20 protein-coding genes and 1 tRNA gene are annotated in these 17,005 nt (G+C 34.2%); 14 read left to right on the top strand and 7 right to left on the bottom strand.

The genetic code is table 11. The annotated features are described in order from the left end of the window. Positions 1-2: 2 nt before the first annotated feature. The 8 genes from E0H99_RS17295 (at position 3) to E0H99_RS06935 (ending at position 5,693) form a co-directional block, all read left to right on the top strand. The gene (locus tag E0H99_RS17295) at positions 3-2,027 is read left to right on the top strand and encodes a tail fiber domain-containing protein (protein WP_205728672.1); all 2,025 of its coding nucleotides are present in this window, start codon (positions 3-5) and stop codon (positions 2,025-2,027) included. Next, positions 2,024-2,818, top strand: coding sequence for a fibronectin type III domain-containing protein (locus tag E0H99_RS06965; protein WP_131992946.1), 795 nt, complete (start codon positions 2,024-2,026; stop codon positions 2,816-2,818). The genes E0H99_RS17295 and E0H99_RS06965 overlap by 4 nt, the downstream gene beginning before the upstream one ends. A 26-nt stretch (positions 2,819-2,844) precedes the next feature. Then, positions 2,845-3,186 carry a hypothetical protein gene (locus tag E0H99_RS06960; RefSeq protein ID WP_131992943.1) on the top strand — a complete coding sequence of 114 codons (342 nt, stop codon included), beginning with the start codon at positions 2,845-2,847 and terminating at the stop codon, positions 3,184-3,186. A gap of 22 nt (positions 3,187-3,208) precedes the next feature. Next, positions 3,209-3,496 carry a hypothetical protein gene (locus E0H99_RS06955; protein ID WP_131992940.1) on the top strand — a complete coding sequence of 96 codons (288 nt, stop codon included), beginning with the start codon at positions 3,209-3,211 and terminating at the stop codon, positions 3,494-3,496. Beyond that, positions 3,493-4,035 (top strand): N-acetylmuramidase domain-containing protein, encoded by a 543-nt coding sequence (locus E0H99_RS06950; protein ID WP_131992937.1) that lies wholly within the window; start codon positions 3,493-3,495, stop codon positions 4,033-4,035. Before E0H99_RS06955 ends, E0H99_RS06950 begins: the two co-directional genes overlap by 4 nt. Further along, entirely contained in the window at positions 4,032-4,610 is a 579-nt protein-coding gene (locus E0H99_RS06945; protein WP_131992934.1) for a hypothetical protein, read from the top strand. Before E0H99_RS06950 ends, E0H99_RS06945 begins: the two co-directional genes overlap by 4 nt. Positions 4,611-4,674: 64 nt before the next feature. Next, positions 4,675-4,905 (top strand): hypothetical protein, encoded by a 231-nt coding sequence (locus tag E0H99_RS06940; RefSeq protein ID WP_131992931.1) that lies wholly within the window; start codon positions 4,675-4,677, stop codon positions 4,903-4,905. Positions 4,906-5,486: 581 nt separating this feature from the next. After that, positions 5,487-5,693, top strand: a complete 207-nt coding sequence (locus E0H99_RS06935) for a hypothetical protein (RefSeq protein WP_131992928.1) — start codon at positions 5,487-5,489, stop codon at positions 5,691-5,693. Between the two features lie 193 nt (positions 5,694-5,886). Here the strand turns inward: E0H99_RS06935 and E0H99_RS06930 are convergent, their stop codons facing one another. Further along, positions 5,887-7,092, bottom strand: a complete 1,206-nt coding sequence (locus E0H99_RS06930) for a tyrosine-type recombinase/integrase (RefSeq protein WP_131992925.1) — start codon at positions 7,090-7,092, stop codon at positions 5,887-5,889. A gap of 124 nt (positions 7,093-7,216) precedes the next feature. Continuing rightward, positions 7,217-7,290: transfer RNA gene (locus tag E0H99_RS06925), tRNA-Met, on the bottom strand. Between the two features lie 155 nt (positions 7,291-7,445). Between E0H99_RS06925 and E0H99_RS06920 the strand changes: the two genes are divergently transcribed. Both E0H99_RS06920 and E0H99_RS06915 read left to right on the top strand, forming a co-directional pair. Then, entirely contained in the window at positions 7,446-7,838 is a 393-nt protein-coding gene (locus E0H99_RS06920; protein ID WP_099716121.1) for an START-like domain-containing protein, read from the top strand. A gap of 55 nt (positions 7,839-7,893) precedes the next feature. Further along, complete coding sequence (locus tag E0H99_RS06915) at positions 7,894-8,733, top strand: aminotransferase class IV (RefSeq protein WP_131992922.1); 840 nt, start codon at positions 7,894-7,896, stop codon at positions 8,731-8,733. On the opposite strand, the gene E0H99_RS06910 is transcribed toward E0H99_RS06915, so the two are convergent. The 5 genes from E0H99_RS06910 to E0H99_RS06890 form a co-directional block, all read right to left on the bottom strand. Beyond that, positions 8,730-9,290: a YqgE/AlgH family protein gene (locus E0H99_RS06910; protein ID WP_131992919.1), complete on the bottom strand. Its 561-nt coding sequence runs from the start codon at positions 9,288-9,290 to the stop codon at positions 8,730-8,732. The two genes, E0H99_RS06915 and E0H99_RS06910, sit on opposite strands and share 4 nt — an antisense overlap. A 117-nt stretch (positions 9,291-9,407) precedes the next feature. After that, the gene (locus E0H99_RS06905; RefSeq protein ID WP_073017033.1) at positions 9,408-9,680 is read right to left on the bottom strand and encodes an HU family DNA-binding protein; all 273 of its coding nucleotides are present in this window, start codon (positions 9,678-9,680) and stop codon (positions 9,408-9,410) included. A 180-nt stretch (positions 9,681-9,860) separates the two neighbouring features. Continuing rightward, positions 9,861-10,808, bottom strand: a complete 948-nt coding sequence (gene fmt, locus E0H99_RS06900) for a methionyl-tRNA formyltransferase (RefSeq protein WP_131992916.1) — start codon at positions 10,806-10,808, stop codon at positions 9,861-9,863. Next, positions 10,808-12,703, bottom strand: a complete 1,896-nt coding sequence (locus E0H99_RS06895) for an ATP-dependent DNA helicase RecQ (protein ID WP_131992913.1) — start codon at positions 12,701-12,703, stop codon at positions 10,808-10,810. The genes fmt and E0H99_RS06895 overlap by 1 nt, the downstream gene beginning before the upstream one ends. Positions 12,704-12,761: 58 nt before the next feature. Then, entirely contained in the window at positions 12,762-13,301 is a 540-nt protein-coding gene (locus tag E0H99_RS06890; RefSeq protein WP_131992910.1) for an AAA family ATPase, read from the bottom strand. A 147-nt stretch (positions 13,302-13,448) separates the two neighbouring features. Between E0H99_RS06890 and E0H99_RS06885 the strand changes: the two genes are divergently transcribed. The 4 genes from E0H99_RS06885 (at position 13,449) to E0H99_RS06870 (ending at position 16,948) form a co-directional block, all read left to right on the top strand. Further along, complete coding sequence (locus tag E0H99_RS06885; protein WP_131992907.1) at positions 13,449-13,733, top strand: DUF493 family protein; 285 nt, start codon at positions 13,449-13,451, stop codon at positions 13,731-13,733. A gap of 89 nt (positions 13,734-13,822) precedes the next feature. Then, the gene (locus E0H99_RS06880) at positions 13,823-14,548 is read left to right on the top strand and encodes a DUF4290 domain-containing protein (RefSeq protein ID WP_131992905.1); all 726 of its coding nucleotides are present in this window, start codon (positions 13,823-13,825) and stop codon (positions 14,546-14,548) included. Positions 14,549-14,655: 107 nt separating this feature from the next. Next, the gene (murA, locus tag E0H99_RS06875; RefSeq protein ID WP_131992903.1) at positions 14,656-15,966 is read left to right on the top strand and encodes a UDP-N-acetylglucosamine 1-carboxyvinyltransferase; all 1,311 of its coding nucleotides are present in this window, start codon (positions 14,656-14,658) and stop codon (positions 15,964-15,966) included. Between the two features lie 115 nt (positions 15,967-16,081). Beyond that, a complete protein-coding gene (locus E0H99_RS06870; protein WP_131992901.1) occupies positions 16,082-16,948 on the top strand; it encodes a cation diffusion facilitator family transporter in 867 nt (288 codons plus the stop codon). Positions 16,949-17,005: the final 57 nt, after the last annotated feature.

The raw sequence follows: 17,005 nt of genomic DNA, 5'->3' as shown, positions 1-17,005 counted from the left end.
CCATGAAAAAAATAACATTATTGCTATTGCTTTTAGTTTCGACCATTTCTTTTGGTCAAACAATTTTACCAAATAAGATAAGAGTATTAGGAGCTACTAAAAACAATGATGCTACACGTAAGGTAGTACAAGACTCTATTACTAAGGAATACCACTGGAAACTGGACAAAAACGGAACGGTTACAAGTATTACCGGAACCGATGGCGTAACTGTAGCTAATGGAACAACCGCACCGGTTATAGGGATTAGCTCTATTTCGCAATTAAAGGTGGCTGGATTGGTCACTGATTTAGCGGGAAAAGTCGATAAAGTAACTGGGAAAAGCTTGCTTTCCGATGCTGAGATCACACGCCTTACTACATTGGCAAACTATACACATCCAGCAAATCACCCGCCAAGTATCATTACTCAGGATGCGAGCAATAGATTTGTAACAGATGCCGAAAAAGCCACTTGGAACGGGAAACAATCAGCGCTGGGATATACCGCTGAAAACTCAGCAAATAAAAACCTCGCTAATGGCTACGCAGGACTGGGAAGTAATGGTAAACTTATTTCCTCACAACTGCCAGATATCACTATATCAGACACATTTATAACCTCTTCACAAGCTGCAATGCTAGCTGTTATTGCCGAAACAGGTGACGTGGCGGTTAGGACTGATTTAAATAAAACTTTTATTTTAAAAGGAACTAATCCAGCCGTTCTATCTGATTGGCAAGAATTACTTACTCCGACCAGTGCAGTGACCACTGTTTTTGGGCGCAATGGAGCGGTTACTGCTCAAACGGGCGACTACAATGCTGACCAGATAACAGAAACAACTAGAAAGTTTCAAACAGCCAATCAAAACACGTTTAACGACGTTACAAGCAGCACGCAAACACAATTGAATGGTAAGTTATCTTCATCCGGAACAGCTGCAAACGCTACATTATGGAGAGGTTTAGCTTATAATAATGCCACTCCTACTTCTTCTCCGTTATATTTTATGGGTAGTGCTGATGGTGGAACTTATGGGTATACTTCTATTGCAGAAGCAAAAACAACACTAGGTTTTAATCCAGATGTATTGGCAGTTGATAATACGATAGTTCGTAGAAGTAATGATGGAACCTCTATGGTGTATGCTGGTTATTTTAATATGACTAAAGCATTTCTGGATGCAACTCTAATAAGTGACTTTGTAACTACTGATGGTAATGGAGTACTTAGAAAAAATAGCGCAAGCGCGGTTAAAACTTTTCTAGGCTTAGGTTCTAATGCTTATACTTCTACTGCTTATTTGCCTTTGACAGGTGGAACATTAAGTGGGAGTTTACAAGTTAATAATGGCCATATTCAAATTTTAAATGCAGGAATAGCCACAAGTTTAATATCTCCAACTAGCTCAATTAATGGTGGTAGTTCTTTAGACCTTAATGCTTATGTATATGGTAATAACCCTTATGGGATTTGGACAAATGGTGTTAAAAGAGTTACAGTTGGCGGGGATGGTAATACAGTATTCAGTGGTAGCATAATTTCAAACATACTAAATTCAGGACTTATAGGTGCGGTTGGTGCTGGTACGGCTTACAGATTATATAGTCAGGGAGGGGTTTCTTATGGAATAGGGACTAGCACTAATGGAGGTATAGAATATATGGCTAATCAAGCAGCTGCTGCAGATTCTCATAAATTTTATGGAGGAGTTGATAACGCTTCTCCAAAACTATTGCTTACAATTGCTGGCACTGGAAATTTATCAGCCTTAGGTAGTGTAACGGCCACCGCCTTTTATCAATCCTCAGACCGCAGACTAAAAAAAATCCTAAAACGAGATGGTGAAGTAGCTTATTTCAAATGGAAAGATAATAGAGACACAAAAACTCATATTGGTTACATAGCACAAGAGGTTAAAAAAGAATTTCCTGATCAAGTTCAAAAGGATGAAAAAGGAATGTTGTCAGTAAACTATATAGAAGTTTTGGTAGCAAAAATCCAAGATTTAGAAAAAAGAATTAAACAATTAGAGAAAAGATGATAAAGTACCTAATACTATTATTCACCGTATTATCATTTGGGCAGGCTTCAAACCAAATGGTTTCTTATACACAGGCGCAATCCTTGGGTTTTGCTTTAAACAGCGGACAATCCCATGTCACGTCTACCCAATGTATGACTAAAACAGAGGCACTCGCTAAATACAATCTTAATGCCTCTTCTATGAGTGCGTATGCCAGCAATCAATTAGTGCCAAAAAGTGCGTGGGTGAGTGCGGTGGTGTATTATACGTATACATTGAATTTAGGTTTTGGCGAAGGAGTTTCGGCTACTTGTTCTGATAATTCAGGAGCCGTACAAACGGTTTACAGCAGTCAAAGTGGCATCACCATGCCCATGACGTTTTACTCAAATACTGCCTTGACCACGACCTTTCCAGCTGGAGGATATACGTATTATTTTCCGTCAGGAAATGAATTATTGACTATTAATAATTCTGGAAGCTTGACCTCCTTAGCTGGTTGTGCAGCAGCGGACACTGCTGCGCCAAGTACACCGTCAAATTTAAGCCCGTCTTTGATCTCTCCTACAAATGTATATCTGGACTGGTTTGCTTCTACAGATAATGTAGGGGTTACGGGTTATGAAATTCACAGAAGCACCGTAAGCAGCACCAGCGGATTTATTTTTATAAACACTTCATTAACAAATACTTATTCGGACTTGTCTGTCGTGCCTAATACTACCTATTGGTACAAAGTAAGAGCTTATGATGCAGCTGGTAATTTGTCAGGATTTTCAAATATTGTGAGCCAGTATACTTTTCAATAATATAATAATTACTAAAAAATAAAACGATGTCACAATTTTTAACTCAACTCTTAGGTACTACAGATTTACCCACTTATGCCGCTTGGTTCGTTTTGGCTTTTATTGGCGCCGCTACAGCTATTTTGATACGTGCAAAAGTAAAATATAAGTCAAGCGAAGAAACTCCGGATAAATGGCGTTGGGGCTTCTTGATACAAGACAACTTAATCAATTTATTAGTTGGGTTTTTAATCACTTTTATTTTTTTAAGGTTTTCAAATGAAACACTAAAAATGGAGCCTACCGCTTTTGGTGCCTTGATAATTGGTGCTACTAATAACGAACTTGCTTTGCTATTTATGAAATTTAGTATGAAGGCTAGGAAGTAAATTTATTTATTAAATAAAAGATATGGAAACCATAGAAAACGAACAAAAGTTAAAATTATCTACTTCAAATATTATAGCCTTGGTGGCTGTTTTACTTACTGTTATCGGAGGCTATATTAACATCAAGTCGACTCAAACAGAATATAATCAAAGAATCACCACGCTAGAAAAAGCAGACGAAGACAAAAAGGCTGGTTTTACTAAAGTCGATTTTAAGTTGGATAAAATTTCAGAAAGTTTAAACCAATTAAAAGTAGATATGGCTGGTCAAAGAGCTTTAGAAGCAGGAAAAATACATAATATTAAATGAAAAAAATAACATTAAAAGAAATCCAAACTCTGTCAAAGGAGTTTGGAATTCCTACTTCTAGAATACAAGCCATAAAAGAAGTAGAAAGCGGAGGAATTGGTTTTGATTCTAAAACTGGTAAAATAATTATTCAGTTTGAGCCTGTTTGGTTTAAGAGGCAATCCCCTTATTCTCCATCTGGAAAATGGTCTGTAAACGGTGTAGAAAGACAAGAACTGGAATGGAAAGCGTTTAACGATGCTTTTGAAAAAGATCCGAATGCAGCTATGGAAGCAACCTCAATTGGTCTTATGCAAGTCATGGGATTTCATTGGAAGCTACTCGGATTTAAATCCGTTGGCGAAATGTGGGATTATGCCAAAGAATCAGAATATAATCAGTTAAGATTGTCTTTATTATTTATAAAGTCTAATAAAAAAATGTTCAAAGCTTTAATTGCTGGAAATTGGAAAGTAGTGGCATATTATTACAACGGTGCGCATTACTGGAAATTGAAATACGATGTCAAACTGGCTAATGCCGAAAAATTATATTTATGAAAAATCAAAAAGTAAATCATGTTTTATTGTGGGTTTTCGCAATAGTTGTGGGACTGGCCATGAATTCCTGTGGTGCCAGAAAATCGGAGAAATCCAGAAGTTCCAAAGCTTTGAAAACGGAAAACTCCAATACTTCCAATATCAAAAAAAATGAAGAAGCGACGGTTAAAGTTGTCGAAAAAACGGCTGTAGATGACAAGAATAAAACCAAGACAAAGGAAACGTCGTACAAGCCAGTAGACCCCACCAGAGAAGCGAGTGTCACCACGCCCGACGGTAAAAAACACAAGCTAAACAATGCTGAAATCCTGATAAAGGAAACTGAGCAGGAAAACAATACTAAAACCGATAATTCCAGAAATTCCGAAGAATTCCGTAAATCGGAATTATCGGAATTATCGGAATCCGAGACAAAAACCAATTCAAAAAAAGCCAATGAAGAAATAAAAGTAGAACGGGAGGAGTACAGTATTTGGAACTGGCTTTGGTTATTGATCCCTTTTGGAATCATAGTACTGGTTTGGAGAAACAAAACAAAAATAGCGAGTTGGATCGCTGGAATTTGGTGGGTATAGTTTAGAATAAAAACATAGAGGTATCCGAAAATCTAGAGAGTAGGAAAATATTAAATAAAAAAATATGTTACAAGTAAGAGCAAAATTCGTTTGTAATGGGGTTCAAGACAATCCGCAATACGAAAACAAATCAATTTCATTCACGCCAGTTATCAATGGAAGTGATGAAAACAAATCCTTTTCAAAATATACTCCATCAGGAAGTGTGCATTTAAATATCAGCTACGAAACCGAAGCGGTTAATTTTTTTGAAGAAGGAAAAGAGTATTATCTTGACTTTACCAAAGCGGAATAAATTTAAAATAGTTTGTTTTAATTTTAAAAAGCAGTTCAGTAATGAGCTGCTTTTTTTTATACATGTTAATTCAAAAATTATATATCAAAAGTTACATATTTCCTTTAAAATTATATATCTGAACCTCGCTAACCATTAGCATCAAAAAGTGTTTTTAAATTCTTTAGTGGCAAAAGTTATTATTTAGAATAATTATCAATAAACTTAAACGCTTGTACGTTACAAAAATGTAACGTGTATTTGTAGTGTAGTTAAGAGATAGCTACCTAGATTGTTTAACCAAATTCATTTACATTATGAATTTTAAAGTGAAAATCCACTTTAGTAAAACAAAAAAAAGCTGGAAAATCCTCCTCAGAATTTCAGCCAGCTTTAAAAAGTTTCTAAGTTTATTAACTTAAAGTGGTGGGAGGGGAGAGATCCTCTCCCTGCTTTCACTTTGTAAAAATACAAAATATTATGATAAAAGCAATTATAAAGTTCTTTAGGAGCTTTTACGAAAAAGAGATCGATTACAAATTTGAGTTTGAATTATCGATTTATGATGTTATTTTCGGAATATTAATTTTAATTATATTTTTATGGACGTTTCTCAAGTAAAAGAAAAGGTATTGAAAATACTTGAAGATTTTGGAATGACTGGAAGCAAAGCAGCTGAAGCGATGGGCGTGACTTATGCCACATTCAGGAATAAGAAAAATGACAATGCCAAAGGTCATACTTTCAACGAAAAGAACTATTCTGATTTGGTGGAGTTTATTAAAAAAGAAGCTGAAAAACTACTTTAAAAACAGCTTGCTGGCAACTATGTATAACACAGTAGCCAGCACTAAAGAATGTTAGGTACTTTTTCTATTCCTCCAGCTGTTATTGTGATACTTGTCACTCGGATTGCTTTTGAACTTTTCCCAAATCAATCGCAGAACCAAAGCTAGTCCAGCAATTGAAATTATAAAGTCGATAATTGTCATATATGCAAATTTATAGATTTAAAAATTGAAAGTTGATCTTTTTCAAAGCTTCGTTTTTTCGCGTCTCCCTTCCAACTAAGTAAACCGTTTCAGTAACTTTTGTAGTATGATCTGCCATTCCTTTAGATAAATTCATAGCAGCATCTGAAGCTTTGTCTAGTTCATCCAGGAACAAATGTTTTAAAGAATAAAAATCAGCCGTTACATCAAATTTATCTTTCACTAATCGTTTCCATCGTTTGGTAATTTGGGATGATTGAGTAGGAACTAATGACGGTTTTAAACCTCTTGTAAACAAAAAATCATCTTCACTAGTGCATTCGTTTATTATTTCAGTCCAAAACGGCAAAGCGTTTGGCAAAATAACCTTAATTACTTCCTTGCTAACACTTCCTTTCAATATAGTTATTTTATATTCTTGCTTAGCTAGATTCACATGTTTTTTCTGAACTCGAAACAATTCAGCACTTCTGGCACCGGAATGAAAGAAGATCATTCCGTATCTGTAGAAAGTGTAGTAATTAGCTTTTAGAATTTTGAATATTTTATTCAGCTCATCCACTTCTAGCGTTTCACGGATTTTTTTAATGGTTTTCTTTTTTCGAATATCTTTAATTGGATTATGAAAAACCATTCTTTTTTCCACCAAATCAGAAATCACAATTGATAAATGAGTTAGATATTTATTGTATTCATTATTTGTCAAATCCAAAGGGTCTAGTAAATCTCTAATGTGTCCACTATGAATTCCGCATATAGGAACCTCAATTCTTTGTTCCGCTGCCGACTTCTTTATTTTTGCTATTATTCTACGACACTCTTTTTTTACGCCTTCTGAAACCATTAATTTAGGGTAATTAATTTCCAAAGCTTCAATGAAATTTAATTCCGGGTATAAAGTTCCTTGAACTGGTTTCAGCTTAGGAATCATATATTTTTTAGTGATTGGATTATATCCTTCTTTTTCAAATAGTACAGGAATATCTTTTAGCCATGCTTGAATAACGGCTTTTCGCTGTTCCAATGACTTGAAACGGTTTAGTTTTTTTCTGAATGGGAATCCTTTTGGATACTTCTCTTTAAATATTGGATCGTAGAATTTGCATTCTACACGCCAATCTAGTTCAAGTGATTTCTTGGAAGTTAAAGTTTTCCAGTTTTCTGGATGTACCCATATTTCTGAATATGAGCAGTCAAATAATAAGTCTTTTGCCATTTTTTGTGTAATTACTTTAGGGTTGTCGGTAGGGTTGCCGATTTAAGTAATTACAAGCCGTAAGATTTTTTATTAAAACACTTAAACCCTTGTTGGGATTGGGTTTAAGTGTTGTTTTAATTTGTAGCGAGACCGAGATTTGAACTCGGGACCTCAGGGTTATGAATCCTGCGCTCTAACCAACTGAGCTATCTCGCCATGATTCCGGATGGATAACCATCCCTGAATGCGGGTGCAAATATAAAAATAAAATTAATGCTTGCAAGCATATTTTTAATAAAAAAAAATATTTTTAAAAATGCTTTTTTTTCGGAGTAATATTCTATATATTTCCAAAAAATTAAATGTAGCTCATGGATCAAAAAGTACGTTACGAAATCGAGTTTCCCATAAATTCTTCGCCTCAATTATTGTATCAATATATATCGACTCCATCAGGTCTGTCTGAATGGTTTGCCGATAATGTGAACTCTCGAGGTGAGTTTTTTACTTTCATTTGGAATGATTCCCAAGAAAAAGCAAGACTTGCTTCTAAGAAAACAGGTGAAAAAGTGAAATTCAAATGGGTCGATGAGAATAGTAAAGACACAGAATACTTTTTTGAATTGCATATTTTAGTGGATGAGCTGACCAAGGATGTCTCTTTAATGGTAGTTGATTTTGCAGAAAAAGATGAAGTTGATGAAGCTACACTATTGTGGGAGAATCAAATTTCGGATCTTAAACATCTAATTGGTTCCGTATAGTAAAATAGTATTTTATAACTTATATTTGCCCTGAATAAAATTTAGGGCTTTTTTTATGATTAATTTTAATGGGACTATTGTATCTGAGGATGCTAATATATTGACACAAAACCGAGCTTTTTTATATGGCGATGCCGTTTTTGAAACGGTTAAAATACTAAACAATAAAATCCTTTTTCTCGAGGATCATTATTTTAGGTTAATGTCTTCAATGCGTGTGGTTCGAATGGAAATTCCGATGACTTTTACCATGGAATATCTAGAAGAACAAATACTTTCTTTAGTTAAAAATAATGGCGTAGTTAATTCTTCTCGTGCTCGAATTACCGTTTATAGAAATGATGGAGGATTTTATTTACCACAAAACAATACGGTCTCTTTTCTGATCCATTCAATAGCACTTGAGAATACGTTGTATTCAATTGAAAAAATGGCATATGAAGTAGATTTATACAAAGATTTTTACATTACAAAACAATTACTTTCGTCTATTAAAACGACTAATAAAATCATAAATATAACAGGAAGTATTTTTGCAAATGAAAATGGTTTGGATAATTGTCTGTTGTTGAACGATAGTAAAAATATTGTTGAAGCATTACAAGGGAATATTTTCATGGTATTAGGCAACAAACTAATTACACCTCCGGTTTCTGAGGGATGTTTGAATGGTGTAATGAGAAAGCAAATTCTTGCTTTGGCTAAAAAAATAGAAAATTTAGAAGTTGTAGAGGAAATGATTTCTCCATTTGACCTTCAAAAAGCTGACGAATTGTTTATTACAAATGTCATAAAAGGAATTCAGCCGATAACCCAATACCGAAAAAAAGTATTTGCAACTGATTTATCAGTACTACTGATTGAAAAACTTAATGAAATGATTAGTAATACTTAATTTAAGTATGGATTTTCAGGGGCATTAGACCAGATGAGGTATTCTCCACCCAATTCCATGATTTGCTCTTTCCAGAAATGTGTTGCTGATTTTCCAATTATTTTATTTTCATAGCTATTAGCGGTAATAATCCATGAATGACTTTCCATTTCGTTTTCTAATTGATTTTCATTCCAACCCGTATAACCTAGAAAGAATCGGATATTATCGTTATTAATTGCGCCTTTATTGATGAGTTCTTTTGTTGACTCAAAGTCACCTCCCCAGTAAATTCCATTTGAAATTTCAATACTATTAGGAATCAAATCTGGAATGTTATGTATAAAATAGAGGTTGTCTTGTTCTACCGGACCACCATTATAAATCTTAAATCGCGCATCTATATCCGGAATTAAATCATGAATGGTATACTTCAAAGGTTTGTTAATTATAAAACCAACGGATCCTTCTTGATTATAATCAGCTAATAAAATTACCGATCTATTGAATGATAGATCCCCAATTATCGTAGGCTCTGCAATGAGCAGGTATCCTTTTTTTAGTTTATCTGTGATCATCGGAATATAATTTTTATTAAATTTAAGTTTTTTATTATATTAGTACAAAATAAAATCGTTGAAAAGCATAAAAAAACCTTCCATCTGGAAGGTTTTAATTATATTGGAAAACTTAAATTAGTTTACCGCTCCTTCTAATTCTGCACCAGCTTTAAATTTCACTACATTTTTAGCAGCGATTTGAATTGTTTTTCCTGTTTGAGGATTTCTACCGTCTCTAGCAGCTCTAGCTGAAACTGACCATGATCCGAAACCTACTAAAGATACTCTTCCACCTTTTTTCAAAGTACCACCTACGTTTCCTAAAAATGACTCTAAAGCTAATTTAGCTGCAGCTTTTGTAATTCCTGCATCAGCAGCGATAGCATCGATTAATTCTGATTTGTTCATAATAAATAGTTATTAATTGTTGGTTAAAAAAAATTGTTAATACACAAATTTAGTAGGAAATACGTTCCTTGCAAGCGTTTTATACGATTTTAGGTTGTTTTGTTGATAACTTATATTTTTTGTTAATAAAAGTAAGGTTATTTCTTGTTAAAATGGATTTAACGCCCGTTTTTGTTGGTGTTAATGAGTTTTTGCTTCAGTTGAAAATGTAATTCCATTGAGTAATTCGGGTGTATTCATCTTCTTTTTACCCGGAAACTGCAAACTCAACACTTGAATAAATCCATTTTCTACTGCAACCTTCATTTCTTTTTTAGTACAAATTAGACTTCCAATCGTATAATTATGATCTTCTAAAACAATTTTAGCTTCGTATATTTTTACATTCCATTCTTCATTTTTGTCCTGAATGAAACACCAAGCTGCAGGATACGGGCTCAAACCTCGAATCAGATTGTTTATTTCCACAGCTGGTTTTGTCCAGTCTATTTTACAATTTTCTTTGTTAAGTTTGTAAGCCGTTTTAATATCGGCAGTGTCTTTTTGAATAATTGTGTCCACATTTCCTTTTTCAATCATCTCCAAAGTATGAATAACGGTCTTACTTCCCAAATCCATTAATCGGTCATGCAATTGACCCGCATTTTCGGTCTCATCAATTGGTGTTTCCGAGCTTAAAATCATCGCACCGGTATCAATTTTATCGTCAATAAAAAAAGTAGTCACACCCGTTTTAGTCTCTCCATTTATTATTGCCCAATTAATGGGTGCGGCTCCGCGATAGTTCGGTAGGAGTGAAGCGTGAAGATTGAAAGTTCCTAACACCGGCATTTCCCATACTACTTTTGGTAACATTCTAAAAGCAACTACAATTTGTAAATTAGCATTCAACGATTTCAATTCCGATAGAAAAGCTTCGTCTTTAAGGTTTGCAGGCTGTAATAAAGTAAGATCATTGGCCAGTGCGTATTCTTTTACTGCAGAATATTTTAATTTTTGTCCACGACCTGCAGGTTTGTCTGCGGCGGTAATAACGCCCACAACCTCATAGTTGTTTTTTAGTATTGTATCTAATATTCCCACGGCAAATTCGGGCGTTCCCATAAAAATAATTCGTAATTTTTCCATTATGATCTTAAAGTATATTTATTATTTGGTTTAACCAAAATAGTGTTGTTTTCTAATAAATCCTGAAGTACAAAGATAACTTCATCAGGGCTGTTTTTAGTTTTATTTTGAATGTCTCTCGAATTTAAATCTTCGGTTTGTAATAAAGTAACGATTTCTTTTGAAAGTAATGTACTATCTTTTTTCTTGTTTTTTTTGGTAATGCAAAAGGAACAAATTCCACAATCAACGTTTGTTTCTTCGCCGAAATAATTCAAAATCAGTTTGTTTTTACACACCTTTTTTTCATTGATATAATAAAGAACGGACTGGAGTTGTTCTTTTTTTAATTGATTTTGATTTTCTAAATATTTTGAAACCCGACTGATGGTTCTTTCATCTTCCCGAACTTCATTGAAAATCAGTGTAGAATCATTATTTTTCGAATGATATTCTATTATCTCTTTTCCTTTCAATTTATGTAACACCGCTTGTATTTCGGTTTCCTTGTGATTTGATTTTTTAGCAATCAATTGTAAGTTGAAAGCGGTTTGCATTTCATAAATTCCGGGGTAGGTTCGCAATATTGCCAAAATAATTTCCTCGTCATTAGGATTCAAACTCATGTAACGAATCACTTCTTTGGAAGGAATAAGAAATTGCAACGTGATTTTTTCAGAAAATTCTTGAGACAGATTGATAATTCCTTGTCTGTCCAGAAATTGCATCGCATTGTACGTTTTCAATGTAGGAAATTCATATTTCATGCAAAAATGATGCAAATTGAATGTAAACTGTTCGTTGATTCCTTCTCCGTAAGCGATCTGAAAATAATTACTGAGTTTAACATACATGAGATTCAAAAACTTTTTATCAGGGAGAATATTTATAAATTGGTTTTCAGCCTGAATAATATCAGAAGGGCTTGTTAGTAAAACGGCATAGGCTTTTTCGCCATTTCTTCCTGCGCGTCCCGCTTCTTGGTAATAATTCTCTAAATTTTCGGGTAGTTGAATGTGAATTACGGTTTTTACATTGGCTTTGTCAATTCCCATCCCAAAGGCATTGGTGGCCACAATAACGGGTACGTCTTCATTCATCCACAGCTGCATGTTTTTATCTTTTTCTTTGGATGAAAGTCCGCCGTGATAATAGGTTGCTTTAAATCCTAACGAATTAAGTTGAGAGGAAATTTCCAAACAAGATTTTCTGTTTCGAACATAAATGATAGATGATTCTGGATTTTTCTTCAGGATTTGTTCTATTCTGAAAAGTTTATCTTCTACTTCAAAAACCATGTAGGCAATATTTTCTCTTGCAAATGATTTCTCAAAAACTTGCGGATCATGCAATCCCAGTTCAGTGATGATCTCTTCTTTGACTTTTGGAGTCGCAGTAGCGGTTAATGCAAGGAAAGGTACTTTTGGAAAATGTTTTTTTAATGCGGAAATCTTCAAATAAGCAGGTCGGAAATCATGTCCCCATTGAGATACGCAATGCGCTTCATCAATGGTAATTAAGTTTATGGGAAGGTTTTTTATTCGTTCCAGAATCCAGTCAGATTGCAAGCGTTCCGGAGATAAATAGAGAAATTTATAATTACCGAATTGGCAATTATCTAGTAAATCAATCATTTCTTCGGATCTGATGCCGCCGGTTAATGCAATGGCTTTGATATTTCGCTTTTGCAAATTAGCAACTTGATCTTTCATCAGCGCTACTAATGGCGAAATCACCAGACAAATTCCTTCGTTCATCATCGCCGGAATCTGGAAACAGACTGATTTGCCTCCGCCGGTTGGCATCAATGCAAAGGTATCTTGACCACTTAAAACGGAATCGATAATTTCCTTTTGCAGCGACCTGAATTTGTCGTGTTTCCAATATTTTTGAAGAATAGCTAACGCTTCTTGCATAGATTATAGATTTCAATTCGTAGAAAATATCCCAAATTGTAAATTCTAAACTCGAAAATTATTTAGAAATTTCATCTAAGATAAAAAGAATTCTGTTATCCAGGGTATCTTTAGGAACTTCTATGAGTTCATAACCGTAACTTTGATACGTTTCAGTTAAGTGATTACAGATGAGTTTAGCTTGTTCAAAGTTTTCATAACGTTCATGATCGCTAATGTAGATTTCTTCCCACGGCGGAAGAATGAAGATTTTTGAGTACGTATGTTCGCGACAAGCTATGTCAAAAGTCGCAGGATAGCTATCGCCAATATAATGCATATAAGCCAAAACATCCGGAATTCCCCGATCAATAAAAACGACTTCATGAGGCTCTTTGGAAGCATTATGAAACTGCTTTTTTCTTCCTTCAAGAAGTAATTCGCTGAATAGTAGTGGTTTTTCGAGGAATAATTGCTCAATTCCTTGTTTTTTTGCTTCTAAAGTTACTTCCCGTGAAATTTCGGGATAACAACAATATCCATTAGCTATTAATCCATCGATGATAGTTGTTTTACCTGTTCCTGGACCGCCAATGATAACTATGATTTCTTTCTGCACTTTTAAAAAATAAGGGGCAAATTTACTTAAACTTATTGGGATTTGAAAAAATGATTGCGGTTAAAATAAGATTAGGTAAAAAATCATAATTCAAAATTCATAATTTACGTTTGAAACTGTATATTTGCCTTTATTTTTAAATAGAAAATGGATAAGAACACTCAAGAATTTTATGATAGATTAAAAGTAGAGTTGGACATGAGCAATACATGGCCGGCAGAATACTTATTTAAATTTATTGTGCCAACAGATAATGATAACATTGAACGTGTTCAGTTGGCTTTTGATTGTATGGGAGCAGTTATAAAAACGACAAAATCCAAGACGGGAAAGTTTACCAGTATATCTGTTGACGTAACCATGAAAGATTCGCAAGAAATAGTAGATAAATACCTAGAAGTTTCTACCATTAAGGGGATTATTTCTCTTTAGATATAAAACAAAATTTTGATGCATATACAATCGAATGATTATAAATCTTCGAAAAAGAGCATGTAAGATCAAAAAATATACATTCGAATATGAATTCAAAATATATTAAAGAAAACTCGAACGATGTGGTGCACCATTTGGAATACAATGCGGAAAGATCGCATTTGATTATTCCGGAATATGGACGCCATTTGCAAAAACTGATTGATCAGGCAACTAAAATTGAAGATGATGTAGAGCGCAACAAAGCGGCAAAATACATTATTCAGGTAATGGGAAGTTTGAATCCACATTTACGTGACGTTCCTGATTTTCAGCACAAGTTGTGGGATCAGATTTTTATCATGTCTGATTTTAAATTAGTAGCTGATTCTCCATATCCAATTCCATCCCGTGAAGTATTACAATTGAAGCCGGATGTGTTGAGTTATCCTCAGAATTTTCCAAAATACAGGTATTATGGCAACAACATAAAATATATGATTGATGTAGCCAATAAATGGGAAGATGGAGAGATGAAAAGTGCTTTAGTGAAAGTGATCGCTAATCACATGAAAAAATCCTATTTGAGTTGGAATAAAGACACGGTTAAGGATGATGTCATTTTTGAACATTTATATGAACTGTCTGATGGTAAGTTAAATTTGATTCAAAGTACAGAGGAATTATTAAATACCACTGATTTATTACGAACGAATAAACGGGTTTCTAATAAAATCTTGCCGGTAGGACAGCCAAAAATTCTTAGCAATAAGAATGCAAAAACTGGAAAACCAAATCCGACGCACAAAAATCAAAATAGAAAACCTTTGTAAGTCAGTTATAAATTAAGAGTTATAAGTTATGAATATTTTCAGTAGTAACTTTTAGCTCGTAACTTTTTAACTCATAACTAATAATTTATAACTCATAACTGTAAAAAATGGGAATTTTCAAAATAGAAGGAGGCATTAGTCTAAAAGGAGAAATCACGCCACAAGGGGCCAAAAATGAAGCATTGCAAATTTTATGTGCTGTTCTTTTAACTTCTGAAAAAGTGATTATTAATAATATTCCTGATATTATTGACATCAACAAACTAATTACGCTTTTAGGAAATTTAGGAGTTAAAATCCAAAAAACAGGATCTGGCTCTTATACTTTTCAAGCCGATGAAGTGAATATAGAGTATTTAGAAACTGAAGCATTCAAGAAAGAAGGCGGTTCTCTTCGTGGATCTATTATGATTGTTGGGCCACTTTTGGCACGATTTGGAAGAGGGTATATTCCAAAACCAGGTGGTGATAAAATTGGACGCAGAAGATTGGATACCCACTTTGAAGGTTTTATAAATCTTGGAGCAAAATTCCGTTACAATAGAGAAGATCATTTTTATGGTGTAGAAGCGCCTAAAGGATTGACAGGTGCTGATATGTTATTGGATGAAGCTTCAGTTACCGGAACAGCTAATATTGTTATGGCTGCAGTTTTGGCCAAAGGAAAAACAACAGTTTATAACGCTGCTTGTGAACCTTATTTGCAACAATTGTGTAAGATGTTAAACTCCATGGGAGCTAAAATAACAGGTGTTGGATCTAACTTATTGACTATTGAAGGTGTTGAAAGTTTAGGTGGTTGTGAGCATAGAATTCTTCCTGATATGATCGAAATAGGAAGTTGGATTGGTCTTGCTGCAATGACAAAATCAGAAATTACGATAAAAGATGTAAGTTGGGATAACTTAGGAGTAATCCCTAATACTTTTAGAAAACTAGGAATCACTCTGGAACGTAGAGGAGATGATATATACATTCCTGCTCACGTAGATGGGTATGAAGTAAAAACAGATATTGACGGTTCTATTTTAACAATTGCCGATGCGCCTTGGCCTGGATTTACTCCTGATTTATTGAGTATTGTTCTTGTTGTTGCCACTCAAGCGAGAGGCGATGTATTGATTCATCAAAAAATGTTTGAAAGCAGATTGTTCTTTGTGGATAAATTAATCGATATGGGAGCTAAAATCATGTTGTGTGATCCACATCGTGCAGTTGTTATGGGACATGATTTCAAATCACAATTGAAAGCTACTACAATGTCTTCACCAGATATTCGTGCGGGAATCTCTTTATTGATTGCAGCGCTTTCGGCAAAAGGAACGAGTACCATTCAAAATATTGAACAAATAGACAGAGGGTACGAGCGCATTGACGAGCGATTGAGAGCCATTGGAGCTAATATTGTACGTGCATAAATCAAATAAATAATTATAAAATATCGTTTAAGTAAACCAAATAGGATTTGAATCTAAGCATTCAATACGGTTTACTTAAACGTTTTTAATTTTAATTCCTCTTTAGAAAAAGATCATGTCAACCGAACAAACAGCGATAAAGGCCACATATTTTAGTATTATTGGAAATACATCTTTGGCGATTATCAAAGGTCTGGCAGGTTTTTTCGGGAATTCGTATGCTTTAATAGCGGATGCGATTGAATCTACAACAGATATTTTTGCTTCATTTTTAGTGTTATTTGGAATTAAATATTCCAATAGACCAGCAGATAAAAATCATCCTTATGGACACGGAAGGGCAGAGCCTTTAATTACTTTTTTGGTAGTGGGTTTTTTAATCACTTCTGCCACCATTATTGCTTATGAAAGTATCATCAATATTGGGACACCACATCAATTGCCAAAACCATGGACATTAATCGTTCTTGGGGCAATAATTATTTGGAAAGAGTATTCTTTTCGATTAGTGATGAAAAGGAGCATTCAAACCAATAGTTCCTCACTGAGAGCTGATGCCTGGCACCACCGCAGCGATGCGATAACATCTGTGGCAGCATTTCTTGGTATTTCAATTGCTTTGATTTTAGGTGATGGATACGAATCAGCCGATGATTGGGCAGCACTTTTTGCTTCGGGATTCATTCTTTATAATAGTTATCAAATATTCAGACCTGCTCTGGGGGAAATAATGGATGAACATTTATATGATGATTTAATTGAGCAAATTAGAATAGTTTCACTTCAAGTAGACGGAATTATAGACACGGAAAAGTGTTTTATTCGAAAAGCCGGTATGCAATATCACGTTGATTTACATGCAATTGTGGATTCGAATATTACAGTAAAAGAAGGACATGACTTAGCACATAAATTGAAAGATACTTTGCAAGAGAAAATTCCGGAATTGGGTCACGTTTTGATTCATGTGGAACCGAATTGATTTCATTGTTTAAATCATTTTTTAAATTTATAAAACTAAAAAAGGCACAAGAAGATT

The organism is Flavobacterium sp. GT3P67, from assembly GCF_004349155.1.
Classification (GTDB): Bacteria; Bacteroidota; Bacteroidia; order Flavobacteriales; family Flavobacteriaceae; genus Flavobacterium; species Flavobacterium ranwuense.
Note: the sequence above shows the minus strand (reverse complement) of the source record. Positions and strands in the feature narration are given on the sequence as shown.